Annotated in this window: 22 protein-coding genes; 9 read left to right on the forward strand and 13 right to left on the reverse strand. The window is 49.6% G+C overall.

Annotated elements, in window-relative coordinates; genetic code table 11:
* Window positions 1–87: 87 nt before the first annotated feature.
* On the reverse strand, window positions 88–1200 hold the full coding sequence (citZ, locus tag ABGV42_RS11470) for a citrate synthase (RefSeq protein ID WP_347381766.1): 1113 nt from the start codon (window positions 1198–1200) through the stop codon (window positions 88–90).
* Window positions 1201–1669: 469 nt separating this feature from the next.
* On the opposite strand from citZ, the gene ytvI reads away from it, so the two are divergent.
* Window positions 1670–2788 carry a sporulation integral membrane protein YtvI gene (gene ytvI, locus ABGV42_RS11475; protein ID WP_347381767.1) on the forward strand — a complete coding sequence of 373 codons (1119 nt, stop codon included), beginning with the start codon at window positions 1670–1672 and terminating at the stop codon, window positions 2786–2788.
* A gap of 93 nt (window positions 2789–2881) precedes the next feature.
* On the opposite strand, the gene ABGV42_RS11480 is transcribed toward ytvI, so the two are convergent.
* The 8 genes from ABGV42_RS11480 to ABGV42_RS11515 form a co-directional block, all read right to left on the reverse strand.
* On the reverse strand, window positions 2882–3277 hold the full coding sequence (locus tag ABGV42_RS11480) for an FxsA family protein (protein ID WP_110821036.1): 396 nt from the start codon (window positions 3275–3277) through the stop codon (window positions 2882–2884).
* A 6-nt stretch (window positions 3278–3283) separates the two neighbouring features.
* Window positions 3284–3790 (reverse strand): acyl-CoA thioesterase, encoded by a 507-nt coding sequence (locus ABGV42_RS11485; RefSeq protein ID WP_347381768.1) that lies wholly within the window; start codon window positions 3788–3790, stop codon window positions 3284–3286.
* A 135-nt stretch (window positions 3791–3925) separates the two neighbouring features.
* Entirely contained in the window at window positions 3926–5353 is a 1428-nt protein-coding gene (gene pyk, locus ABGV42_RS11490) for a pyruvate kinase (protein WP_095288128.1), read from the reverse strand.
* A gap of 107 nt (window positions 5354–5460) precedes the next feature.
* A complete protein-coding gene (locus ABGV42_RS11495; protein WP_347381769.1) occupies window positions 5461–6501 on the reverse strand; it encodes an acetyl-CoA carboxylase carboxyltransferase subunit alpha in 1041 nt (346 codons plus the stop codon).
* Entirely contained in the window at window positions 6502–7395 is an 894-nt protein-coding gene (gene accD, locus ABGV42_RS11500) for an acetyl-CoA carboxylase, carboxyltransferase subunit beta (RefSeq protein WP_347381770.1), read from the reverse strand.
* A 409-nt stretch (window positions 7396–7804) separates the two neighbouring features.
* A complete protein-coding gene (locus tag ABGV42_RS11505; RefSeq protein WP_017689496.1) occupies window positions 7805–7993 on the reverse strand; it encodes a hypothetical protein in 189 nt (62 codons plus the stop codon).
* A 251-nt stretch (window positions 7994–8244) separates the two neighbouring features.
* A complete protein-coding gene (locus ABGV42_RS11510; protein WP_095288131.1) occupies window positions 8245–8733 on the reverse strand; it encodes a phosphatidylglycerophosphatase A family protein in 489 nt (162 codons plus the stop codon).
* A gap of 225 nt (window positions 8734–8958) precedes the next feature.
* The gene (locus tag ABGV42_RS11515; RefSeq protein WP_347381771.1) at window positions 8959–12942 is read right to left on the reverse strand and encodes a DNA polymerase III subunit alpha; all 3984 of its coding nucleotides are present in this window, start codon (window positions 12940–12942) and stop codon (window positions 8959–8961) included.
* A 242-nt stretch (window positions 12943–13184) separates the two neighbouring features.
* Here ABGV42_RS11515 and ABGV42_RS11520 point away from each other — a divergent pair, with 242 nt between their 5' ends.
* The 3 genes from ABGV42_RS11520 (at window position 13185) to ABGV42_RS11530 (ending at window position 14461) form a co-directional block, all read left to right on the forward strand.
* Window positions 13185–13514 carry a YtrH family sporulation protein gene (locus tag ABGV42_RS11520; RefSeq protein WP_090920214.1) on the forward strand — a complete coding sequence of 110 codons (330 nt, stop codon included), beginning with the start codon at window positions 13185–13187 and terminating at the stop codon, window positions 13512–13514.
* A gap of 21 nt (window positions 13515–13535) precedes the next feature.
* Window positions 13536–14024 (forward strand): hypothetical protein, encoded by a 489-nt coding sequence (locus ABGV42_RS11525; RefSeq protein ID WP_347381772.1) that lies wholly within the window; start codon window positions 13536–13538, stop codon window positions 14022–14024.
* Between the two features lie 95 nt (window positions 14025–14119).
* Window positions 14120–14461: a YtpI family protein gene (locus ABGV42_RS11530; protein ID WP_347381773.1), complete on the forward strand. Its 342-nt coding sequence runs from the start codon at window positions 14120–14122 to the stop codon at window positions 14459–14461.
* A 164-nt stretch (window positions 14462–14625) separates the two neighbouring features.
* Here ABGV42_RS11530 and ABGV42_RS11535 read toward each other — a convergent pair whose 3' ends face one another.
* The 3 genes from ABGV42_RS11535 to ABGV42_RS11545 all read right to left on the reverse strand — a co-directional run bounded on the left by ABGV42_RS11535 (window position 14626) and on the right by ABGV42_RS11545 (window position 16862).
* Window positions 14626–15960, reverse strand: a complete 1335-nt coding sequence (locus ABGV42_RS11535) for a DRTGG domain-containing protein (protein ID WP_347381774.1) — start codon at window positions 15958–15960, stop codon at window positions 14626–14628.
* A 170-nt stretch (window positions 15961–16130) separates the two neighbouring features.
* The gene (locus tag ABGV42_RS11540; protein WP_217506643.1) at window positions 16131–16418 is read right to left on the reverse strand and encodes a hypothetical protein; all 288 of its coding nucleotides are present in this window, start codon (window positions 16416–16418) and stop codon (window positions 16131–16133) included.
* Window positions 16419–16514: 96 nt separating this feature from the next.
* Window positions 16515–16862 carry a YlbF family regulator gene (locus ABGV42_RS11545; protein ID WP_095288137.1) on the reverse strand — a complete coding sequence of 116 codons (348 nt, stop codon included), beginning with the start codon at window positions 16860–16862 and terminating at the stop codon, window positions 16515–16517.
* Window positions 16863–17141: 279 nt separating this feature from the next.
* Between ABGV42_RS11545 and ABGV42_RS11550 the strand changes: the two genes are divergently transcribed.
* From ABGV42_RS11550 to ABGV42_RS11570, 5 genes are read left to right on the forward strand one after another with little or no spacing between them, the layout of a single operon-like run.
* The gene (locus ABGV42_RS11550; protein WP_347381775.1) at window positions 17142–18509 is read left to right on the forward strand and encodes a YheC/YheD family protein; all 1368 of its coding nucleotides are present in this window, start codon (window positions 17142–17144) and stop codon (window positions 18507–18509) included.
* A 30-nt stretch (window positions 18510–18539) separates the two neighbouring features.
* Complete coding sequence (locus ABGV42_RS11555; protein ID WP_347381776.1) at window positions 18540–19730, forward strand: YheC/YheD family protein; 1191 nt, start codon at window positions 18540–18542, stop codon at window positions 19728–19730.
* Window positions 19731–19788: 58 nt separating this feature from the next.
* Window positions 19789–21162, forward strand: coding sequence for a YheC/YheD family protein (locus tag ABGV42_RS11560; protein WP_347381777.1), 1374 nt, complete (start codon window positions 19789–19791; stop codon window positions 21160–21162).
* Window positions 21162–22268, forward strand: coding sequence for a YheC/YheD family protein (locus ABGV42_RS11565; RefSeq protein ID WP_347381778.1), 1107 nt, complete (start codon window positions 21162–21164; stop codon window positions 22266–22268). The genes ABGV42_RS11560 and ABGV42_RS11565 overlap by 1 nt, the downstream gene beginning before the upstream one ends.
* A gap of 35 nt (window positions 22269–22303) precedes the next feature.
* Window positions 22304–23488 (forward strand): YheC/YheD family protein, encoded by a 1185-nt coding sequence (locus tag ABGV42_RS11570; protein WP_347381779.1) that lies wholly within the window; start codon window positions 22304–22306, stop codon window positions 23486–23488.
* Between the two features lie 156 nt (window positions 23489–23644).
* Here the strand turns inward: ABGV42_RS11570 and ABGV42_RS11575 are convergent, their stop codons facing one another.
* On the reverse strand, window positions 23645–24331 hold the full coding sequence (locus ABGV42_RS11575) for an HAD family hydrolase (protein WP_347381780.1): 687 nt from the start codon (window positions 24329–24331) through the stop codon (window positions 23645–23647).
* Window positions 24332–24371 lie beyond the last annotated feature (40 nt).

A 24371-nucleotide genomic window follows, 5' to 3' on the forward strand; every position in this document is an offset into this window, starting at 1 on the left:
GGAAGGGTCTTGATCTCTGGCCAGGCGTGCAGCCAGTTTTTCAGAACCCTTCACCTCATCCAGTTTATTATACTGGTTTTCAGCCTTTTAGCGAAGCTCAACTGAAATGTAACGTTGATCCGTTGGACCTGTATATTCCGCACGTGGACGAATAATGCGGTTATCCGCGAGCTGCTCCAGAATATGAGCTGTCCATCCGGATACCCGGCTGATGGCAAAGATCGGCGTAAACAGTTCCTGTTCAATTCCCAGTTGGGTATACACGGAAGCGGAATAGAAATCCACGTTTGGCTTCAAGCCTTTTTGCCCGGTAACCAGTTCTTCAATCTTCACAGACATCTCATAAAGGCGGGTATCATTGTTCATGGTGCCCAGCTCCTTGGACATCTTCTGCAGGTGTTTGGCACGTGGATCACCGTTTTTGTATACACGATGTCCGAAGCCCATGATTTTCTCACGGTTGTTCAGCTTCTCCTGAATCGCCGCTTCCAGACGATCCGGCGTGCCGATCTCATTCAACATTTTCATGACGGCTTCGTTGGCACCACCATGCAGGGGTCCCTTCAGCGCGCCGATAGCGGAAGTTACACCTGAATAAATGTCGGAGAGCGTCGCTACGGTTACCCGTGCTGCAAACGTCGAGGCATTCAGTTCGTGATCCGCGTGCAGAACCAGCGCTTGATCCAGCGCCTTAACTGCCGTTTCGGAAGGTTCTTCACCTGTCATCATATACAGGAAATTCTCAGCGATGGAAGCGCCTTCTTTAGGAGCCACAGGATCCTTCCCCTGACGGATGCGGGCGATGGCTGCCACAATGGTTGGCAATTGAGCTTGCAATTTGACCGCTTTATTTTCATTGGCTTCAGCTGTCATCTCGTCAGCCTGCTCATCATACAGTCCAAGTGCGGATATTGCAGAACGCAGTGCTGCCATGGTACTCATGTTTTTCGGATACAATTGGATTTGTGCAATCAACTCGCTCGGAATCGGCGCGTAATCGCTCAGGCTTTTACGAAGGGATTTCAATTCATCCGTATTGGGCAATTTGCCAAACCACAGCAAATAAGCAACTTCTTCAAAGCTTGCGTGTTCAGCCAAATCGTCAATATTGTAGCCACGGTATGTAAGTACACCGTCTACAATGGAACTGATCGAAGAGGTTGTTGCAACGATGCCTTCCAGACCTTTGGTAGCTGTCATATTACATCTCTCCTTTAATAAACGAAATCAAGAAACCACAAAGCATGATGAAGCTCTCAGAAACGCATAGTAATAGGTGTTGTAAACATTTACAATTCATAAAATAGTAAAACCGTCAAAATTCGGGTTTCTTATCTGTCAATCGGTATTTCCTTATAACATCATACTGGATTTTGTCGGTTATGTGAACATCACGGAAGGCCTTTCGCACATCAAACTTCTTTATCACGCCTATAAATCATTTTTGAAAGCCTTTACAAAAACAAGGTTGACATTTTATCCTATTTATATAATTCTGTGCGTCGGCTCCATGAATATTGCTATATATCCCTGTGTTCTGGCATACTCTAGGCAAAAGAAAATAAATGCCCCCTGGCAGGCAAATCTAACGTTTCAAAACGCTGCAATTGCTCTATATTAACTAGATAGCTTCTATGCTGTTCGAAATTATTAGAAGGAGACGTGACGTTTGGACAGAATTATTATTAAACGCCTGCTGCGCGGCTTGTGGGTCATTATTGCGACCGTTCTGATCGCCTTTGCCATATACTTGCTGTTCCCGCTTCTATATCCCTTCGTCATTGCATGGATTATCGCTTACGCGATGAATCCGCTGGTGAAGCTGCTTCAGGACAAGGCCCGCTTCCCACGCTGGTTCGCCGTGACCCTATCATTGATCGTCTATTTTGGGGCTATTGTTGTGATACTTTCTGCGGCGGTAACCCGTATGGTAAAAGAAGTCATTTCACTCACCACGAGTTTTGACCTGCATGTGGATGAGATCAAGGAAACCTTTGTCCGCTGGACCCAAAACGATACGATTCAGAACCTGATCGGCCAGATTAACGAATTTTATAAGGAAAATCCTAACTATCAGGAAACGATCAATAGCAATATCAGCAAAACAACCGAAACGGTAGGTACGGCTGTCAGCGATTTGGTTACTGGATTTTTCAATATGATTCTGGGCCTGCTGTCCTCGCTTCCCAATATGGGAGCTGTATTAATTGTCGTCCTGCTTTCCACCTTCTTTATTAGCAAAAGCTGGACCCGCCACGGCATTACGGTCTCGGGATGGGTGCCTTCTTCGATTCGCAAACCGATTATGGATATATGGAACGACCTGAAAAAGGCACTTTTCGGCTACGCCAGGGCGCAACTGATCATGATTTCCATTACGGCGGTATTTGTCATGATTGGATTGCTCATCTTACAGGTGAAATCTGCCTTTACCATCGCTCTGCTAATCGGCCTGGTTGATCTTCTGCCTTATCTTGGCGTTGGATTGGTGATGGTTCCCTGGGCGGCGTACCTGTTTATGAACGGTGACCTCTATCTGGGAATTGGTATTTCAGTCATTTATCTCATCGTCCTGATTGCCAGACAGATCATTGAACCAAAGGTGCTGGCAAGCAGTGTTGGTCTGGATCCGCTTGCGACACTTGTGGGCATGTTTGTTGGACTGAAGCTCTTTGGCGTACTCGGCTTAATCATCGGTCCTGTCAGCTTGGTCATCCTTGATGCATTCAATCGTGCGAATGTGCTGCGTGACCTAAGAACCTACATCATTAATGGCAGGGTACGATAAACATCCATACATTCGTCACCACATCAAAAAGGCTCCTTCCTGCAGAAAAAAGATCTGCGAGAAGGAGCCTTTAGATATCAATTCAATTCAATATCACCGACGGCGGTAGAACGTGATACTGCCGTTTTTCATTTTTTTCTCAAGCCAACCCAGGAAAAATAAGCGGTACACAGCACGTGTTAAAGGAAATACCAGGGTAAATCCGATGATATCCGTAACAAACCCTGGAATCAACAGCAGGAAACCACCCACAAAAATAAAAAGTCCGTCTACCATTTTCCGTCCAGGCACTTTACCTCGCTCCATCTCGGTTTTGGCATCGACGAGTACTTTTCGCCCTTCAAATTGCAGCATCGCTATACCAATCAAGGACGTGAGAATCATGAGAAGCAGTGTCTTCCCGGCTCCGATCCAGTCACTCATTAGAATGAATCCAAACAATTCAATAACCGGAACGAATAATAATATAGCCCACATCCATTTTCGCATTACCCATTACTCCTTTCCTGAGAGCCACACTTTCTCCAGTGCGCTATAGAGCTCAGGGGCGGCCTTATCCAGTCTGACCGGCTTCCAGCCTCCATTCACCCACACATGCTGGGTAGAGCCTGTAACCAGTCGTTCTCCCGGAAGCGATTCATCAGAAGCCCATACCTGTTCTCCAATGCCAAATTGTATAGCAAGGTCTTCAGTCATACGTCTTACGTCGTACTCATAATTCAATCGCAGACCGCTAAATGCAACAATTCGGGTGAATATCATAATCTCATCATCATACTTTGCTGGCTTATGGTATTTCACATCCAGTCCGGTTACGGGAAGCAGTAGCCCCTGTTCCTCCATTTTACGATATGTATACCCCATTTGGCGAATCATCTCGGTTCGACCGATTTCAAACCAATTCAAATAGTTGGCGTGATAGACCACACCCATCTGATCACTCTCTTGATAGCGCACACGCAGACGTGCCGCATACCAGTTTCCATAGCGCTGTTCTTGCATGTTACCGGCCTCCTTCGGTCTACCATTCATACGTATTCATCCCGTGAAAAGTGTCATAAAGATGGAAAAAAGCAACGGGACAATTGCCCCATTGCTTCATTCCTGTTCATGATCCATCTAAAGCTTAATGTTCAATTAAGCGTTGTTTGGAATTTGGCTTACTTTGATCAGGTTGGTGGAACCGGAGCGACCCAGAGGTACACCCGCAGTGATGACAACCAAATCGCCTTCTTTGACGATTCCGGATTTCAAACCGCCTTCGATTGCATTCTCAAACAAGGAATCCGTTGAGTCACAACGTCTGCCTTTCACCGGTGTAACACCCCAAGCCAGTGCAAGACGACGGGAAGTTCTATCTTCCGTAGTCACAGCAATGATTGGAGCTTCCGGACGGTATTTGGAAACCATACGAGCCGTATGGCCAGATTCAGTCGAAGTGATGATCGCTTTTGCGTTCAGATCCTGAGCGGACAGCGCAACGGATTGACTGATTGCTTCTGTAACGGTTGTTTGTTGTGCAACACGTTGTTTCAGATACAGCTCTTGGTATGGCAGAGCGGACTCTGCTTTTTCTGCGATACGGGACATCGTCAGAACGGATTCAACCGGGTATTTACCCGCAGCTGTCTCACCGGACAGCATGATAGCGTCTGTTCCGTCGAAGATCGCATTCGCAACGTCACTTGCTTCCGCACGTGTTGGACGCGGGTTGCGTTGCATGGAATCCAGCATTTGTGTAGCTGTAATAACCGGTTTACCTGCAACATTACATTTTTCGATCATGCGTTTTTGTACCAACGGTACTTCTTCAGCAGGAATTTCCACACCAAGGTCACCACGAGCTACCATCAGGCCATCGGACACTTCAAGGATCTCATCCAGGTTGTCTACACCTTGTTGGTTCTCAATTTTGGAGATGATTTGGATATGTCCAGCATTGTGTTTCTCAAGCAGTTCACGAATCTCAAGCACGTCACTTGCTTTACGAACAAAAGAAGCCGCGATGAAATCGATACCTTGCTCGATACCAAATACGATATCGTTCGCATCTTTTTCAGTGATACCCGGCAGAGAAATGGCAACGCCCGGAACGTTAACACCTTTTTTACTTTTGATCGTTCCGCCGTTCACGATACGGCATTTGATCTCGGTGCCTTGCACTTCCACCACAGTCAGTCCGATCAGACCGTCGTCGATCAGAATTGTAGATCCTGGCTCAACATCATTCGGAAGATCTGCATACGTAATGGAAAGACGTTCTTTGGTGCCCAGAATTTCTTCTGTTGTCAAAGTGATGTACTCGTCCTGAACCAATTCAATCGGTTCAACTTCGAGTTTACCTGTCCGAATTTCCGGTCCTTTGGTGTCCAGCAGGATTGCTACGGTTTTATTCAACTCTTCGCATGCTTGGCGAATCGCTTTGATCCGTCCGCCGTGCTCATCGAAATCACCGTGGGAGAAGTTCAGACGGGCCACGTTCATACCGGCCATAATCAATTTTTTGGTATTCTCCAGTGATTCACTGGATGGACCGATTGTACATACAATTTTCGTTTTGCGCATTTTGGGTTTCCTCCGATTTTAAAAGGTCTCTCTGTATATGTCTTTTTTCTTTTTCCAACTATTAAATTTACTATACTTTCATTCATTTGTATAGGAAATTCGTCACATCATTCTGCATTTACCGACAAATTATTCACTGCATCCACTCGAACGGGTTCCTCAGGAGCTTCAATTGGAGTCGCTGGCGTTGGCGATTCAAACGTAACGGACCCGATTTTACGGAATTTCTCGTACCGATCCTGCTTGAGCTGATCCCCGCTCCAGTCTTTCATCTCTTCCAAATGACGAACCAGAGCTTCGCTGATCGCTGCGGCAGCACCTTCATAATCCCGATGTGCGCCACCACGTGGTTCAGGTACAATTTCCTCAATAACTTCCATCTCCAGCAGATCCTTGGCTGTAATCTTCATCGCTTCAGCTGCCTGATCTGCCTTGGATGCATCCTTCCACAGGATGGATGCTGCACCATTCGGAGAGATCGCTGAATAAATGGCATGCTCCAGCATGAGTACACGATTGCCTACAGCCAAGGCGAGTGCGCCGCCGCTTCCACCCTCGCCGATAACCACAACAATTACAGGCACCGTGAGCTTCGCCATTTCAATCAGGTTACGGGCGATGGCTTCCGATTGACCTCTCTCTTCTGCAGTATTACCCGGATAGGCTCCTTTAGTATCAACAAATGTAATAATTGGACGGCCAAATTTATTGGCCTGCTTCATCAGCCGCAGTCCTTTGCGGAAACCTTCCGGATGTGCGCTCCCGAAAAAGCGGGCGATATTATCCTTCGTATCTTTCCCCCGCTGTTGTCCGATGACGGTTACCGTTCTTCCATTCAGCTTCGCAAGGCCGCCAACGACGGCCAGATCGTCACCAAACATCCGATCACCATGAAGTTCGATAAAATCGGTAAAGATCAGCTGAATCAGATCTAACGCAGTCGGACGCTGTTGATGACGCGCCAGATGCATTTTCTGAGCTGCCGTTATGCCGGAATAGATCTCTTCTTCAAGTCTATGATAACGTTCCTCCAGGCGGGCGATTTCATCCGTGAAATCAATGCCCTTCTCCTGTCCAAACTGTACAAGCTCCTCAATCTTTTTGCGCATCTCAACCAGAGGCGCTTCATATGGCAACTCACCCGCCATTTAGACCCCTCCTTTTTCACTGTGCATATCCAGAAGCTTGGCAAGGGTCGTACGAAGTTCCTTCCGGTGAATCACCAAGTCCAACTGACCATGCTGCATATTAAATTCTGCTGTCTGGAAATCCTCAGGCAGCTTCTGACGAATGGTTTGCTCAATGACAATTCGGCCGGCAAAGCCAAATACGGCACCTGGTTCAGCGATGTTGATATCGCCCAAACTCGCGAAACTCGCCGATACCCCGCCGGTGGTCGGATCCGTGATAACCGAAATATAAAGCCCTCCCTGTTCATCCAAACGAGCCAAGGCAGCACTTGTTTTGGCCATCTGCATCAAGCTGAGGATACTCTCCTGCATCCGCGCTCCACCAGAAGTTGAAAAAATAATCAGGGGCAAGTTTTTCTCAGTCGCGTGCTCAACAGCACGGGTAATTTTCTCCCCAACGACAGAACCCATGCTGCCTGTGAAGAAATCAAAACTCATGACAGCAACAACCACAGGCAAGCCTTCGATTGTCCCTTCACCTGTGATTACAGCTTCCTTCAGGCCTGACTTCAAACGCTGTTGTTCCAGCTTGCTGGCGTATCCAGGGAAACCAAGCGGATCCACCGACACCATGTCGGCATCCAGCTCAACAAAACCCTGCTCGTCCAAAACCATGGCAATTCGCTCCATGGCATTCAAGCGCATGTGGTAGCCGCAAGCAGGACATACTTTCAGATTTTTCTCCAATTCCTTGCTATATTGAATCGTGCCGCATTTGCTGCACTTGTTCATAAGCCCTTCAGGGATTTCACGCTTTGGACGTTCTACGACTTCCTGGCCTTCGCCACGAACCGCACGCTCGGAAGGTATGGTAGCGTACTTCCGTTTTTTCTGGAATATATCTTTGAACACAACTACACCTCTCCAGCCGTTGATTTGATAGCCGCACCCTGCAGTACATCGCTACAAGCGACTTCTACACAGGTACTGCGGTGAACCGCTTACGACCCACACGCTGCAATGGGCCTTGTCCAGGCATTCACAACAAAAAAATCCGCCGGCATCAGGCAAATATCAGTGGCTTCTGTCAGCACAATTGATGTTACCTGTAATACCGAAAGATTGTTGCGCGAAATACTTGAACTTGTCTCGGTAGGGTCTCCGGGAGCAGCCTGGTCAGTCCATAGCCTAACAAAAAAAGAAGGAAGGACAGCAGCATACAATACATGCAAGTCGATTCCTCTCTCCGCTTGCGCGGTTAGCCCCTTATGTACCGATGGTACTTTCTTCTTCGCCAAGGCACCTCTGATGTTGAATCAAATCAGGAATGCAGAATTGAATTCAGCACTTCCTGGACTTCTTCCAATTCCCCAGAAGGGACGCGAATCTCAAATTGCTGCTTGGATAAACTGATGGGACGGGTCTGTACCAGAAAACCTTCTTCCGAAAGCTTGGTCTTAATCTTGTCCGCAACCTTTGCTGTCGGTGCAATGTAAATCACCGTCCACATGCCATGTCCGCCCCCTAAGCTAATGTTCAGAGCCCGTATATTGGACTAATGATACCATACCTCCGTTTTTTTCTGCAAGGAAGGGTTCGGGACCTTAGGGGAGAAAACGGGATCTTGAGGGACATTTGTCCCACTAGGATAACCGATTCGCTTAACACTTCGTCCTATATTCAGGCAAGGGAGATCAGACGCTCAGGTACTTCAGGGCAGCACCAGCCGCCCTGAATGTCCTGCAGCTCGGGAGGAAATTATTAATCCGTAGGGTATTTTTTGGCATTAAGATTCTTGTGGGCAATTCGTGCTGAAGCCGCGGCAGCCAGACCAGCGACCAGATCATCCAGAAAAACATGAATGCCTGATCCATCTTCATTCAGATCGTGAATAACGCCTATTTTTTCTTTATCCAGGTAACCAAAACTGGTTAAACCAATCATGCCATACACATGGGTAATGCCAAGGGCAAGAGTCTCGTCCACTCCATACAGGGATTCATCCGCTTCCATAATGGCCTGCAGCGGCTGAGGCAAAAGACGTTTTTCAGCTAGTTCATCCAGAGCAATGCCCGTATACAAGGTATACTGAACCTCTCTTTTTTGCAGTACCGATTTTACACTCGTTACACAATCATCCATTGTCAGTTCCGGGTGGTACCCTTTTTGCAGACGATATACAATTTCAGCGATTGCATCAATCTGTACACCCCGCCGGGCCAGCATGGCTTCTACGATTTCATATGACATATCTCGACCTCCCGCATCGCTCCCCCGAGGACCGCGAGGTCCTTCGGTGTTCTCAAGTGTATGCGGTAAATCTGCAAAACGTTCATAAAAAAAACACGAATGGACCTCTGTCCAGGGTTTAAACTGGAAAGCTCGGGCAACAGATTCACCTACTCTGGCCAAAAAAAGAACCCGTCCGGCAATACCAGACAGGTTCTTCCTTTGGCTATGGGCTTCGCCAAACCATTACTTGATTTTGACCGTACCTTCGCCCAGCATCTGTTCCATCTCTGAGAACAGCGTCGGTGACGGTTTAATCCGGTAAGCATCACTTAACGCGAGCAATTTCTGCTGCTGCTCATAGAAAAGTACCGTTGCAACCGGACCTGGATGCTGCTGGAGCAGCTGCTTCAAACGTGCCAGCAGTTCCGGCTTCTCGGACTGCGGAGTGATTTTCACGAACACCCGCTGCTGTGCGGCCTGCGACCGGCGGCTCTGTTCAGCTCCAACAGCAGAAGCGTTGCTGCCTGGCGATGATCCAGGCGTCGCTTCAGCCTTGTCTGCGCCTTCCCCGCTGCGCGCTGCTGCAGGCCCTCCGCCTGCGCTGCTCCGTACAGCTCCGGCTCCCGCACCGGCTGGCTGCCGTACCGGGGCCGCCTGGCGCGAAGGACTGCCGCTGCCGGGCTTCCCGCGCCGTTCGCGGCTGCGCAGCTGCTGTTCCAGTGCTGCCTGACTAAGAGGCGCCACTTCCTCAGCCAGCAGCTTAAACCCTTCGTCCTGCTGCTGCACTTTGGCACGCACGACGAGCAGTTCGCCTTTCCCGACATGCTGCTGGCTGCGCCGCCATACTTCGGGAAAGAGAACCACTTCGCAGCGTTCAATCTGGTCTTCCAGCTCCATGAACGCCATGGCCTTGCCCTGTTTCGTCGTGATCGACTTCACAGACACCACCATCCCGGCAGCGACGGCCATCGTATCGTCGGCTGCTTCCGTCAGCTCCATAATCCGGTCCGCTCCGCTCGATTCGAGCACATCTTCATAATCATCGAGCGGATGACCCGAGAGGTAGAGTCCCAGCAGTTCTCGCTCAAGCTCCAGTTGCTGAGTGGCCGAATAGGCAGGGATCTGGGGATATTCAATTTCCCAGTTTGGCGTCTCAACAAAATCAAACAGCTGAATCTGCAGATCCTCGCGCTCCTTGCGCCACTTCAGAGCAGCTTCCACCGTCTCGTCCAGCATCGCGAGCAGTTGAGCCCGGTGTCCTGGCAAAGTGTCAAAAGCTCCCGCCTGAATCAGCGATTCAATGACACGTTTGTTGCAGACTCGCAGATCAACCCGGCGACAAAAATCGAGCAAACTGTCGAATGGACGTTCCTTGCGGACGAGCATGATACTCTCCATGGCTTGGGTGCCGACATTCTTCACAGCAGCCAGTCCAAAACGGATGGAACCAGATGTAAACACCTCAGCCTGATTCCGGTCCTGGTCCGCAATACCGGATATTGCCGTTTCATCCCGATCCAAATGTTTTGTTGCAGATGATTCATTACCGTTTCCAGAAAGCGAATCTTGATTCACGGCTTCATGCATCGCGGTCGAAGCTTGCCAGCCATATGAATCATCACCCTCTTCGGGCATTGGGCCCGGGTCATCCGGCAGTGGCGCTTCGCCATATTCATCCTGACCGGAATGGTCATACATATCATGTTCTGGATTGTTCCCATCGTTCATGTCGGACCCGTCAGTCTGATTCTTCTCCGGTTTGCCGGGTACTGCAAAGACCGGAGTAAACAGAATGCCACTCTCGTTCACGTCAGGCGGCAAGACCTCAATCCCCATACGACGACATTCCACGACGTATTCCGCAACCTTCCGGTGACTACCCATAACGGCAGTTAACATGGAAGCCATAAAATGAACCGGGTAATGAGCTTTCAAATATGCGGTCTGGAACGCCAGTACACCATATGCCGCGGCGTGGGCACGCGGGAAGCCGTAGTTGGCGAACTTCACAATCATGTCGTAGACCAGGTCCGCTTCTTCCTCGCTATAGCCTTGTTTGAGACTACCCTGTACGAAATGTCCACGTTCCAGATCGAGCACTTCCCGTTTCTTCTTGGAAACGGCACGGCGAAGCAAGTCCGCTTCTCCCAGCGAGAAACCCGCCATTCGCGAAGCAATCTGCATGATCTGTTCCTGATAGACAATGATGCCATACGTATCCTTAAGAATGGATTCCAGATCCGCATGTGGATAATCGATCTCAATTTCTCCATGCTTGCCCTGAATATACTTGGAGATGAACTCCATTGGGCCCGGACGATACAAAGCGAGAACGGAGATGATGTCTTCAAATACAGTCGGCTTAAGATCCTTCAATACACGCCGCATGCCGGCTGATTCCAGCTGGAATATGCCCATCGTGTCACCACGGCCAAGCATCTCGTACGTCGCTGCATCATCATCCGCTATGTAGCGAAAATCCGGAACCTCGCCCTCTTCTCCAATCCAGCGCAGGCAGCGTTCGATAATGGAAAGGGTTCGCAGACCGAGAAAGTCCATCTTGAGCAGCCCGATCGACTCCAGGTTTTCCATCGAGTATTGGGTTAGCGCAGTGCCTTCGCTTCCTTCCTGAAGCGGTACGGCATCGGTCAGAGGATCGCGGGATATAACGACCCCGGCAGCATGCGTGGACGCATGGCGCGGCATGCCTTCCACCTTCATGGCCATGTCCAGGAGTTCACGGGTTTTCGGCTTCGTTTCATATAAAGCCTTCAGTTCGGGTGTTGCTTCCATGGCACGGCGGATGTTGATTCCGAGCTGTGCAGGAATCAGCTTCGCCGCCTTATCCACCTCGCCATAAGGGACGTTCAGCGCTCGCCCAACGTCCCTTACTGCTGCACGCGCAGCCATCGTACCAAAAGTAATAATCTGCGCTACATGTGCTTTACCGTACTTGTCAGCGACATAGTCAATCACCTCATCCCGCCGTTCATCGCTGAAATCGATATCGATATCGGGCATGGAAATACGTTCAGGATTCAGGAAACGTTCAAAGAGCAGGTTATATTTCATCGGATCAACATCGGTAATATGCAGTGTATAGGCAACAAGGCTTCCCGCCGAGGAACCCCGGCCTGGGCCGGTAACGATCCCTTGTCTGTGGGCATAAGCGATAAAATCCCATACGATCAGGAAATAATCCGAGAAGCCCATGCTGTCGATGACTTGAAGTTCATAGTTCAATCGCTGCTCCAGTCCGGAACGAAGCTCCGAATCCGTCCAGCGTTCTGACTCGGCATATCGTTCTTCCATGCCTTTTTCACAGAGCTGTCTTAGGTAGTCCGAAGGACTCTGCCCCTCAGGCAGCGGTCTGTACTCAGGCAAGATGGACTTGCCGAATTCCAGCTGCAGTTCACAGGATTCGGCAATACGAACCGTGTTGTTCAGCGCTTCTTCCACATGAGGGAACAAGCGGGCCATCTCCTGCCCACTTTTCAAATACAACTGATTGGTCCCAATTCGAAGACGACTCTCATCATCGACGGTTTTGCCGGTGCCAATGCAAATTAATACATCCTGAAGTTCAGCGTCCGCTTCCGACAGGTAATGCACATCATTGGTCGCCACAAGCGGAATATCCAGTTCCTCTGCTAGACGAATCAGTTGGGGATTGACTCTCTTCTGTTCTGCCAAACCATGATCCTGAAGCTCCAGATAGAAATCAGGACCAAAAATATGTTTATAACGAAGCGCTGCACGCCGGGCCTCTTCATCCCGCCCATGGAGCAAATGCTGGGGAACTTCTCCTCCCAGACAAGCACTCAGGCAGATAATGCCCTCGTGATGAGCAGCCAAACTCTCCATATCAATACGTGGCTTGTAATGGAAACCTTCCAAATGCCCGATGGAGCATAATTTCATCAGGTTGCGGTAACCCGTCATGTTCTTCGCCAGCAAAATCAGGTGGTGAATCGGCTGATCCTTGCGGCTACCCCGCTCCTTGCGGGACCCTGCAGTCATGTATGCCTCACAACCGATTATCGGCTTGATGCCCCGTTCGATACAGGCTTTATAAAAGGGAACAGCGCCGTACATAACGCCGTGATCGGTCAATGCGAGTGTGGTCATTCCAAGATCTGCGGCCTGGTTCACGAGATCCGGAATACGCGCAGCGCCGTCCAGCAAACTATATTCACTATGAACGTGCAAGTGCACAAAAGAACTCATGTTCGTTACTTCCTTTCGCCGCGGATAGCTGCAGCATTAGTCTTTCGGAACCCATGCTGCCTATCTTTCTTCTATATGAATACAATAAATGAATAGAATTTCATTAGGTACAACAGTACTTTATTATTCTATTTTATCATATCGACCGGGGGCACGCCCATACAATAGGAGTACAAGCCACTCCCCCTGTTTCGGACCACTGACAGGAGGTGTGCTGCTGGGTCTGAAAGGGGTGTTTGTGGGTGAGCACATTTTTATCCAAAGCCATTCTTGATTTCTTTATTGCGTTTGGTATCGTGCTGGGCGGCGCGATGATCGGAGGAATTGGTGCTGTTATCTCTCTCCAGCCTCCGACTCAGACGATGCTTGATATTTCCGGAAAAATCAAGATATGGGCGCTTGCAGCCGCAGTTGGCGGCACCATCGATCCGATGCGTGTCATCGAGAGCAACTTTCTCGACGGCAATCTGTCGCCTGCGGTCAAGCAAATTCTGTACCTGATCTCGGCTTTTATGGGCGCTCATATGGGAACCGAACTCGTAAAATGGGTATGTGGCGGAGGCCGGGGTTAATATGACATCGGGACTGCGCCAATGAGGATTCCGCCTTTTTCACGCTACCGTCCGCTTATGCGCATGACTGCTGTGTTTGTCCTGGGAATGATCGCGGGAAGCATCGTATATAACGGTGTATTTCACCTGAGCTATAACAAGCTCTGGCTAACCAATCAGGAATTGCAGCTCCAGCTGCATCAGAATGAGGAGGATATCAAAACGCTGAAAAAATACAGTAAACGGCAAACCGTCATTAAGGAAATTAAGGTGCGAGCCGAAGAGTCTGACAAAGGACCGGACGAGGCATCGCTCAAAATCATGCTGCAGAAGCTGGGGGACGAGCTTGAGGTTCTTCGCGGACGTGATGTATTCAATATCGATGAGTACAGCAAAATGACACGCATCATGTTGAACCAGAAAGTCTACACAGTCAGAGAAAAAGAATATACCGTACAGGTCAAAACGATGCTCGTTATGGAAGGCGTACTTCAGGTTTGGGTGCAAATCCGGATGCATGTTCCGGCTTAATTACGGGGAAGCAGCTAGAAAAAACTGCCCCTTATCCGCTGCTTGCGTGGTACAATAAGGGCAGTAAATGCTTTCCAGAAAAGGAGCTGCTTTTCGTGTTGATCGATGTTCTCAAGTATGTCCTGATCGCCATTTTCGCTCTAGCCATGGTCTGTTCGGCTCTGAACAGCATTCGTTCGCATCGGGCCGCGAGTACTGCTGACGCTGGTCTTTACCGTTCGTGGACCAACATCTGGATGGGTGGCATGCTGATTGTACTATCCGTAATCCTCATGTTTGTCATCACCGGCTCGAGCCTCTCCATTGTTGTGGAAGCGCTCTTTCTGATAATCGGTGCCTACAATCTGTTCGCCGGTTTGCGAAACCGCAGCTACTTTGCCCGTCTACGGGAGCACAGCGGAAATCAGTCAGGCGGCGCGTCCAGGCAGTCTGTTTAATGCACGTGTTTGTAGTTTATCTGCAGCGAAAAGAGGATATTCCACTCCATCGATACATGTCTGAACACTGGCTGTAACAGCGGTTCGACATTACACAAGTGAGGTGAGGAATATCCTCTTTTGTTACACATATTGCAGCAGTTAATCCAAAAAAAACACCTGAACTAGCCGTGGTCAATGGATTGCAGTGTCATGATCGCTTTGCATACGACGTTTCCTTCACGGGTAATGACAATGTCCATCTTACAGGTTCGGCGGCTCGTCTCCAGAATGACCGGACGAACCAATATCTGGTCCTCGATCTGCACCGGATGGACAAAATACGTCGTTACATTATCTACGACATAATCGTTACCTGTGACATCCCAGGCAGCCCGCCGTCCCGCCTGCGTCATAACGTTCAGCAGTACCCCTTCAGAGATCGTCCCCAGATCTGTCGCCATCTGCGGAATAATGAATCCATGAAACATCAACTCATTCTGTTCACCGCGTTCCTCGGCGAAGCCGTTCCAGATCAGATGATCAAAGGTCTCGCCCAGCTGCGGCTGCTTCTGCGCGTCCCGCATTGCCTGCAGTACTTCCTTGCGCGTGATCGAGGCAATCAACTTGCGATTACGATCCACGATGGGTAGAAAGTCAATGCCTTCCCAAGTCATGATCTGCGCGGCAGAAGCCAGTGAGGTTTGCAGCGAAGCAGTGACCGGGCGGCGCACGACGCATTTCTCAATGCTCTGGTCTTCCAGAAGCTCGCTTACATCCTTCAGGCTGACAATACCGATAACACGATTCCATTCGTCAACCACGGGAAAGCGATGATCTCCCGTTTCGGCAACCAGCTTGTGAAAATCGGCAGCAGAGCTGGTGACTTTGAGTACTTGAAGACGAGGCTTCTGACCAATAATGTCTTCCACAAGCATGATTTTTTTCTTGATCAATCGGTCAAAGATTGCCCTGTTAATCATCGAAGCTACGGTGAATGTATCATGTCTGGAAGAAATAATCGGCAGTCCCAGTTCGTCTGCCAGCAATCTGACTTCACGACTTGTGCCGAATCCACCGGTGATAAGTACTCCTGCTCCCTGCTCAAGCGCAAGAGAATGGGCATTATCCCGGTTACCAACAATAAGCAGACTTCCAGCATCTATATAACGGGCCATGGCCTGCTCTTTCATCGCACCAATCACATACTTGTGGAGTGGTTTGGACAAGCCATCACTGCCTCCGAGCACATGACCTTCCACGATCGTGACCACATCGGCAAAGGTCAGCTGTTCTGACATGCCGCGCGGCCTCTTTTCGATACGTACTGTTCCAATCCGTTCCTTGGTCACCACCAGCCCAAAGTTTTCTGCTTCCTTGACAGCCCGATAAGCTGTCCCTTCACTTACGCCAAGCTCCCTTGCCAGTCCGCGAACCGATATTTTACTGCCGACTTTTAATTGTTCGATATGCTGCAGCAGCTGTTCATGCTTCGTCACGTTTTCTTCCTGTCCGTCCATCTGTACCACCCCCGAAGATGCATCTGTACTATTCTGTATCTATTATAACACGGCCTGAGGAAAATAACCCCATCCCCCACTCTTCGTTTATCAACGTAAAAAGACCGATTACCCTTCGGTTTGAAGGATAATCGGTCTAAGGATTCTGACCTGGCTTCGTGATGCAGGGTTTAAACAGACTTGCTCTGCTCCTGCTTGTCCACCAGCTTCATCTCCCACTGCCGCAGCTTGGCCCGGCGAACGGCTTCCAGCGCACGCTTCTTCTCTTCATCCACACCGAGAATGAAATGAAGGTGCGCACCAATAATTAATAGGGAGAACAGCACCCAAACGATGCCAAAAATATTAACCCAGTCCATTCCACCAGCGAAGGAAATTCGCGGCAGCGCGATAACCAACATTGCCAGAGCGATAAGCAGGTAGATCACATGTTTTGCCTTTTTCAACCTTTTCACCATACACAGCTCCTTCGTTCTTGATCGACTCTATATGTCTAGTCTATGAACGGGAACGGTGCAATATGAAAGATTCAGACAAATAACTTGTAAAACGTCTTAAGCTTCAGCGCCGCCATACAGATGGCCCAGGCTGTCAGCAATAATTTTGTTCACATCTTCAATGATTACGCTCAGACGACGCTCAGCATCGAATAGACGACGAATGTTGAGATTCAGGCTCAGTACCTCAAACAGTTTCTCCATTTTCTCCATCTCGTCCGGAGCCGGCATGTCGCCGCTCATCATGCGTTGTTGCAATTCCATTTGTTGATCACGGAAGCTGTCCAGCATGCGTTTCGCCTCCGGGTCAGCTTCAATCAGCTTCATCGCGGAAGTGATTTCTTCCACCTCGCTGCTTTCTCTCAGTGCTTTGGCCAAATCATTGGCTTTGTCATAAATATTCACTATTATTCCTCCTCAATTTGGATTGTTCTGCTGCTATCCATTCATTTCCTCATTTTTCTCGTCGCAACGTTCACCCGTGTTTATACACGCATTTCTCTTCACTCAAACACTGGCTGACCCAGACAGGTCATCGATTACGATGCCAAATCAATTGCATTTAATCCAAATGGGTCAATCACCAAGGGGTATATGTCCTCATATGATGAAGCACATGCCATGTTCAGATGCCGTTCAACTTCGAGATCAGACATCAAGTTGCCGCCCGGAAGGAGATCCGTGATGTCCACTAAAAAAGTAACGATTCAGGTTACCGGCTCGGGCATCCTGCAGGACGACGTCATCATGCTGGGCGAAGGGGTGCTCAAGGCCCTTAAAATCCCTTCGGGAAGGCCGCTTCAGCTTCATTTCGGCTCTTACCGCCGTGAAGTCACCGTTATTCCGGTTCCCAGATATGACGGCCTTCGCATCAATCAGACGGTAGCCAGCAAGACCGGCCTGGTTCCCCGTTCGGTCCTGAGTGTATCCTATCGTTCAGCCAGCCGTACGCTGCGCCTTGGACCCTTCATCAGTGTGCTGGTAAGCCAGGATTATCCCGATCAGCCCGATCGGCCCTTTGGCTCCATCACGATGTTCTGTCATGAGCTGGTGAACGCCTGCCGTAAGCAGGGCGCCTATGTATCCTTTTTCACACCAGAGGATATCGGAGCGGTAACGGGTCATATTCAGGGCTGGGTGTATGATGACGGCTGGAAAAAGACGGTTCTGCCCATTGCAGACGTCGTCAATAACAGGCTGACATCCCGTAAGCTTGAGAACAAACCTAGCGTACAGCATTTCATGAAAGAAGTAAAATCTCTCTACGGCACACAAACCTTTAATGAAAAGTTCCTGGACAAAAATGAAGTGTTTGATGCCTTGAAGTCCATTACAACGCTCAAAAGGGTCCTGCCCGAATCTCATTTGCTGAAGTCCTCTGCCACGCTCAAAACGATGTGCAGCAAGCATCCGGTTGTATTTCTCAAACCGGTGCGAGGTTCGCTTGGCAAAGGCATCATTCGGGTCTCCCGTCAAATTGACGGCAGTTTCCTAACACTCGCAACCAGTGTGGGGGGCACCCGCAAACAAACGTATGCTTCCCTGGATAAACTCTATGCCAGTCTGTCCGGAAAAATGAAAACGACGCGTTACCAGATCCAGCAAGGCCTGTCTCTCATCGACAACAGCGGCCGCCCTGTAGACTTCCGTGCCCTGGTACAAAAAAACCGGTCAGGCAAATGGAGCGTTACTTCCATCGTAGCTCGCATTGCCGGAGGAAGCCACTACGTATCGAATCTGGCTCGGGGCGGAAGCCTCAGTACCGTTAAGGAGGCCGTGGCCAAAACCCAGCTTCCCGGATCAGCCAAAGCCTCAGCTTATGCCAATCTTCATACGGCAGCGCTCGACATTGCCAAAGGAATTGAGCATGCGATTCCCGCCCATTTCGGTGAACTTGGTATCGATCTTGCGATGGATACCACTGGTCGTGTCTGGCTGCTGGAGGTTAATTCCAAACCGTCCAAGAATGACAATACGCCACTGAGCGAGAGTAAAATCCGGCCCTCTGTCAAAGCCATGCTGGAATACTCCACTTATCTGGCCGGATTCTGAAGAGTGATCCATTACAGGAGGTGCATTCCGATGCCATCATCGCCCTCAACATCAACCATAGCCATTCTGGTCCGTGGTGCAGAAGGATCACCGCCGTTCTCGGATGAACTCTTTTGCCGCCGTCTCAGTTTGGAGAGTCATCGTTATGACCTGGATATCATTGTGTTGCCCATATCCGGTGACAGAGATAATCCCCTACCCGAAAAAGGATACATTTACCGTAACGGACAATGGAAAACAGCTCCTGTCAGCAAGGTACAGATGCTGATGGATCGGTGTCTGCTGCCACTCCCAAGACGATGGAGACAGCAGCTACATGAACTTGCTTTATTTGGCAGCAGGCACAACAGACCGTATTGGTCTGCTTCCCTCCCGGGTAAATGGAAAGTCCATCGGGCATTGACTCGCGAGAAACAGCTGAGCAGACTTCTCGTCCCAACCGTACTTCTTCAGCCTCATGCTTCATGGGAGCAGTGGCTGGAACGATGGCCCAAGGGACTTTTCTTCAAGCCTGTTTCAGGAACTCATGGCAAGGAAACGTTTCGTCTCACCCAAGGAAATGAAACACACACATGGACCATTGAAGGCAGAGATAAGGACAATGAACGTTTTCAGCGTACATTTTATACGCGTCATACCCTCTCGACTTGGCTTGAAATTCAAATCGCCCATCGCCGGATGATCATGCAGCCATATTTGGACCTGAGTCATGACGGATATCCATTCGACATCCGGGCCCTGGTGCAAAAAAACGGACATGGACGCTGGACCCTGACAGGATGCATGGTTCGTGAAGGCGCAGAGGGCTCCCTTACCTCCAATTTGCATGGGGGAGGCAAGGCATATCCAGCTGACCCTTACCTGCTCGATCGATACGGGAGGATGCGTGCCAGCACCATTCTAGAAGGGATTAACCATGCTGCTGCTCTAATCCCTCCCTTGCTGGAAGGTCAATTCGGCAGACTTGCTGAATTGGGACTGGATTTTGGAGCAGATTCGACAGGTCGCCTCTGGCTGCTGGAGGTCAATTCGAAGCCAGGGCGGTCTTCATTCGCAGAGGCAGGTGACCAACACATGCAGACCCTGACTTATACCCAGCCGCTTGCCTATGCTCGTTATTTGCTGCAACAACATGTTCTCACGGACGTCGTTCGTCCAATGAAAATGCCGAATACATCCAGCACAGCTGGCCTGAAACCCATCCCGATTCACGGCGGCTAGGCCCGCAGCGCCCGCTTGCCATGGAGCCGAAGGATTTTTCAGGATAGGAGGATAAATCATGAGTTTGACCTTTTGCAATCTGCATTTTACGCAGCAACCGGATAAAGTGGTTTATGTATCCAACGCATTAATGAAAAGTCTGAATCTATCCGGCAAAAAAACGATACATCTGCGGTTTGGGCGAGACCGGGTGCCTGCAACCATCAAACCGATCAAGAAGGCAGGGAAACATCTCTATCTCGCCTCGGGCATACGCAATCTGATGAACGTACCCAAGCGGGGCAGCATCTATCTGCGCAACCTGCAAAATGATGAAGTCCAGCTCGGTCCACTGATTGGAGTATTGTCTGACGGACCTGCAACGAGCTCCAATCCGTTTGGCTCCCGTACCGGGTTTATCAAGCAATTGCTCCGGGAAGGCAGCCGCAGATCCTATATTTATGCTTTCACTCCAAGGGATATTAACTGGCAGAATGAAACGGTATCCGGTTTTTTTCTGAACGAAAACGGAAGCTTTGTTCGGAAAACGGTCCCTTTGCCAGATGTCGTTTACAACAGGCTACCCAGCCGCCGTTCCGATTTCTCGCCTGCCATCAATCAACTGCGGGAACGGTTTGTCCGCCGTAAAATACCCTTTTTCAACTGGAGTTTTTTCAATAAATCGGACATCTACAAGCTGCTGGAGAATGATCCCGAAGCAGGTCGGTATATTCCTGAATCCATTACCAATCCGACCGTCGAACAAATGAGAGAAATGCTGGAACGACACCAGTTTGTATATTATAAACCCACAGCTGGAAGTCTCGGCAACGGAATCTATCGCTTGACCTATTCGCCCAAACGCGGATATTTCGCACGTTACCGTAAAAAAGGCGGCAATGCCCTTTTGCGTTTTGGCTCATTCAACGGCTTAATGCGCATGCTTCAGGGCAGACATGGAAAACAGCTGCGAGGCTATGTCGTACAGCAGGGGATCCGGCTCATCGAGATCGATGAGTGCCCGATTGATTTCCGCTTCCATATGCACAAAAACGGGAGCAATCAATGGGTCGTCGTCGGTATCGGTGCCAAAAAGGCGGGTCGGGGCAGCGTGACTACCCACATCAAAAATGGCGGCTCCCTGATGACCCCCGAACAGGCGCTCAGCCGTAACTTCGGCGAACGTGCGGGAGAAGTGCTTCAGCAGGCCAAATCCGTCGCTATTACACTGGCCCAGGCGATTGAAACCCAGCACCAGCATCTGATTGGTGAGATTGGCTTTGATCTGGGCATTGATCAGGAGGAACATGTATGGATGTTCGAAGCGAACGCCAAACCCGGGCGCTCCATCTTCCGTCACCCTTCACTCCGGGTGGAGGGAAAATCGTCGGTGGAGCACATTTTGGAACACTGCCTGTATTTGAGCAAATTCCGGAAGAGGGACGGCATTTGATGAGCCTTCATGATGATTTCAAACCTGTCATTGCCGTGTTGACCATGCATGACGACCACCGGGGATTCAGGGGAAACCATCAAAATTTTCTGGACATTATACAGACAGGCGAAAACATGGGTTATCAGGTATATATCGTAACTGTAAGAGATCTGAACGTGAGTGGTCCTACGGTGAAGGGCTACACGTATAACAAAGGGAGCGGAAAGTGGACTTCACAGTCCTTCCCTCTCCCTCATGTGCTGTACAATCGCATTCCCTACAGGGAAGATGAGCGCAAACCCTCCGTTCAGCGGAAAATTGAGGAATGCATACAATCGGGGATTGAGCTGTATAACCCGTTTTTCTTCAATAAATGGGATCTGTTCGAATGGTTGAAGAAATCCAAATCCACCCAGCATCTGATCCCTCATACACGACGGATGCGAAGTGCTACTACGCTGGGTACAGTGCTGCGGGCATTTCCCTATCTATATCTGAAGCCCGAAAGCGGGAAAGCGGGAAAAGGCATCATGATGCTGAAGTTTCAGGAGAAGGAACGTCTGCCGTTCCGGCTCAAAATACAAAGTTCCCGAAAGAGCACCACATATAAGACAGCAACGCTTGCGAAGTTATGGTCTCGCATTCGCCGGGAAACCGGGCATACGCCTTATATCATGCAGCAAGGAATCGAACTTGCCTCCTCCCGCAAGCGTCCCTTCGATCTGCGTGTTCTTGTACAGAAGAACGGTAAAGGACAGTGGAGTGTAACAGGAATTGGTGCCAGACTGGCTGGTTCGCGAAGCATTACGACCCACGTTCCACGCGGAGGTAGTGTCGAGGATCCCGAGAAGCTTCTTACCGACCTGTTCGGGGAAGAAACAATGACAACACTAATGAAAAAGGTCAGATCAACATCATTAACCATTGCACGGCAGGTAGAACGAGGCTCTGGCCATACGCTTGGGGAGATGTCTATGGACCTTGGCATCGATGATCTCGGAGAAATCTGGTTCTTTGAAGCCAATGCGAAACCGATGAAATTTGACGAACCCCAGATTCGTAAAAAGTCATTGGAACGCATTTTCCAATACAGCGCCTATCTGGCCCGCCAGTCCAAACGATAATGGAAAGGAATAACAGCTAAAGAAGGTGATTGTTTGTGTCCTCACCTGTTCTAGGCATTATGACGTTGTACTTAAACGAACATCGCGCCTTGGAAGAACGGAGCATCTACCGCAGAATGATCCTTGAAGGACGCAAGCGGGGACTCGACATTTACGTGTTCACACCTGCGGATGTACATCCCGGAGGCAAACAGATCGAGGCGATGGTCTTTCATTCCGAAAAGGGGTGGTCCAGGGAATGGCGTCCATTTCCGGACATGATCTTCGACCGCTGCCGCATACAGCGAAACCGCAGATTTCAGCAGCTGCTCGCTTTTCGTGAGAAATACGGGCACATGCTTTTCCTAAACCGGCCGCTTCGCAATAAATGGACCATACATCAGACCCTCTCTACAAAATCTGCCTTTCGTGAACATTTGCCAGAGACCGTTCTGTTTCAGGATATGTCTGATGTTAATCGGATGCTTAAAGCCTCTTCGCTGATCTATTTGAAGCCCATAAACGGAACAGGCGGACGTGGAATCCTGCGGATCGAACGTATTAGTAGCGACGCCAACATGGTTCTGGTCCAGGGACGTGATCAGAAACGACGCATCATTACCCCGCGCAAAGTGCATTTATCACGGCTCGGTTCTCTGCTCCAGCATTGGAACATGAAGGATAAATATCTGGTTCAGGAAGGTATCCAGCTCCAGCTCCCAAATGGTCGTGTACACGATTATCGCATGCTCGTACAGAAGAATGGCGAGGGAGAATGGGAGCTGACCGGCTGTGCTGGGCGCATGGGGGCTGAGAAAAGTGTAACATCGAATCTGCATGGCGGCGGTCAGGCCGTTGCCATGCACCGATTGATGAAACAATGGATCAGCGATGAGGAACTGAGAAACGAAATTAATGCTACGGCAGAGAAACTCGGCATTTCAGTGGCCTCATTTCTGGAAGATACGTACGGTGATCTGTGTGAGCTTGCTCTGGATTTGGCGATCGACAAGGACGGCCGTATCTTCCTGCTTGAGGTGAATCCCAAACCGGCACGCGAAGTATTTGCACGGATTGGTGAGCGGAATATCTATTACAAAGCGATTACTCAGCCGTTGGAATACGCTCTATGGGTGTACCGCAACCGCACGGTTAGTACTCCGAGCAAGGTAAAAGTAACCAAACCTGTAACAGGTAAGTCCACCGCAACCCGAAGGTCCCGCAAATCAAGATTAAAGTAGCCCATTCATTTCAAAAACGGATTACTCGCTGCATCTTAATGTAGACACTCCATTGTATCTCAAAGAGCCTTTATCTCAGCGCCCATAGCAGGCATTGGAGATAAAGGCTCTTCCGTTTTCGCTCGCGGATTCAGAGCGGTTCAAGTTGTAGTTCGTCTATTCAGCTTCTCTGTATAGACGAGTGAGCTCGGTAAAATCAGAGATTAGTACATCTGATCCTGCAAGTTCTTCATCACGACCGAAGCCGGCATATGCGCAGCCGATCACAGTCTGCCCATTCATTTTTCCCGCTTCAACGTCGGACGAGCGGTCTCCTACCATCCAGGCATCCTGAATCCGGTGTTTTTCAAGCAGTATCTGCACCAAGTTTACCTTGGAAGGTGTCTTGTATTGTCCTGCACTGTATACGCCTTCGAATAAAGGCATGATCTCGTGTGCAAACGCAACCCCTTTGACATAGTCCTCCAGTCCATTACTTGCTACAAACAAACGAACGCCTTGTTCCTTTAGGGCTTCGAGCGTCTCTTTTACATGCGGGTAAAGTTGGGAACTTCCCTGATCGAGTCCCTCAATTTCCAATTGAAGCAGCAATTCATCTGCACGACGATGTGCCGCTTCAGAGCCTTCTGGCATGACCACTTTCCATATATCTTCAAGCAGCATTCCCAAACTTCCCAGCATCCGCTCCTCAGGAGGTGTCTCCCCTTCGAAATGCCCTTCGGCACGAAGTGTATCAAAAAGCTTTTGATAGGCCGGTAACAGCAGCGTTTCTGTCTGGAACAACGTTCCATCCATATCAAAAATCATTGCTTCGGGTTTTCGCAATACAGTCTCTTTATTCATTTGCAAGATTCGTTCCTTTCGGATTGAAGTATGTAATCGG

It is taken from the genome of Paenibacillus pabuli (genome assembly GCF_039831995.1).
Lineage (GTDB): Bacteria > Bacillota > Bacilli > Paenibacillales > Paenibacillaceae > Paenibacillus > Paenibacillus pabuli_C.

What these genes read in the sequence shown, in the direction of transcription:
- citZ (WP_347381766.1), bottom strand. Translation starts at nt 1,200, where the DNA reads ATGACAGCTACCAAAGGTCTGGAAGGCATCGTTGCAACAACCTCTTCG.
- ABGV42_RS11480 (WP_110821036.1), bottom strand. Translation starts at nt 3,277, where the DNA reads ATGCGAAAATGGATGTGGGCTATATTATTATTCGTTCCGGTTATTGAA.
- ABGV42_RS11485 (WP_347381768.1), bottom strand. Translation starts at nt 3,790, where the DNA reads ATGCAAGAACAGCGCTATGGAAACTGGTATGCGGCACGTCTGCGTGTG.
- pyk (WP_095288128.1), bottom strand. Translation starts at nt 5,353, where the DNA reads ATGCGCAAAACGAAAATTGTATGTACAATCGGTCCATCCAGTGAATCA.
- ABGV42_RS11495 (WP_347381769.1), bottom strand. Translation starts at nt 6,501, where the DNA reads ATGGCGGGTGAGTTGCCATATGAAGCGCCTCTGGTTGAGATGCGCAAA.
- ABGV42_RS11505 (WP_017689496.1), bottom strand. Translation starts at nt 7,993, where the DNA reads ATGTGGACGGTGATTTACATTGCACCGACAGCAAAGGTTGCGGACAAG.
- ABGV42_RS11510 (WP_095288131.1), bottom strand. Translation starts at nt 8,733, where the DNA reads ATGTCATATGAAATCGTAGAAGCCATGCTGGCCCGGCGGGGTGTACAG.
- ABGV42_RS11515 (WP_347381771.1), bottom strand. Translation starts at nt 12,942, where the DNA reads ATGAGTTCTTTTGTGCACTTGCACGTTCATAGTGAATATAGTTTGCTG.
- ABGV42_RS11525 (WP_347381772.1), top strand. Translation starts at nt 13,536, where the DNA reads ATGAGGATTCCGCCTTTTTCACGCTACCGTCCGCTTATGCGCATGACT.
- ABGV42_RS11535 (WP_347381774.1), bottom strand. Translation starts at nt 15,960, where the DNA reads ATGGACGGACAGGAAGAAAACGTGACGAAGCATGAACAGCTGCTGCAG.
- ABGV42_RS11540 (WP_217506643.1), bottom strand. Translation starts at nt 16,418, where the DNA reads ATGGTGAAAAGGTTGAAAAAGGCAAAACATGTGATCTACCTGCTTATC.
- ABGV42_RS11550 (WP_347381775.1), top strand. Translation starts at nt 17,142, where the DNA reads ATGTCCACTAAAAAAGTAACGATTCAGGTTACCGGCTCGGGCATCCTG.
- ABGV42_RS11555 (WP_347381776.1), top strand. Translation starts at nt 18,540, where the DNA reads ATGCCATCATCGCCCTCAACATCAACCATAGCCATTCTGGTCCGTGGT.
- ABGV42_RS11560 (WP_347381777.1), top strand. Translation starts at nt 19,789, where the DNA reads ATGAGTTTGACCTTTTGCAATCTGCATTTTACGCAGCAACCGGATAAA.
- ABGV42_RS11565 (WP_347381778.1), top strand. Translation starts at nt 21,162, where the DNA reads ATGAGCCTTCATGATGATTTCAAACCTGTCATTGCCGTGTTGACCATG.
- ABGV42_RS11575 (WP_347381780.1), bottom strand. Translation starts at nt 24,331, where the DNA reads ATGAATAAAGAGACTGTATTGCGAAAACCCGAAGCAATGATTTTTGAT.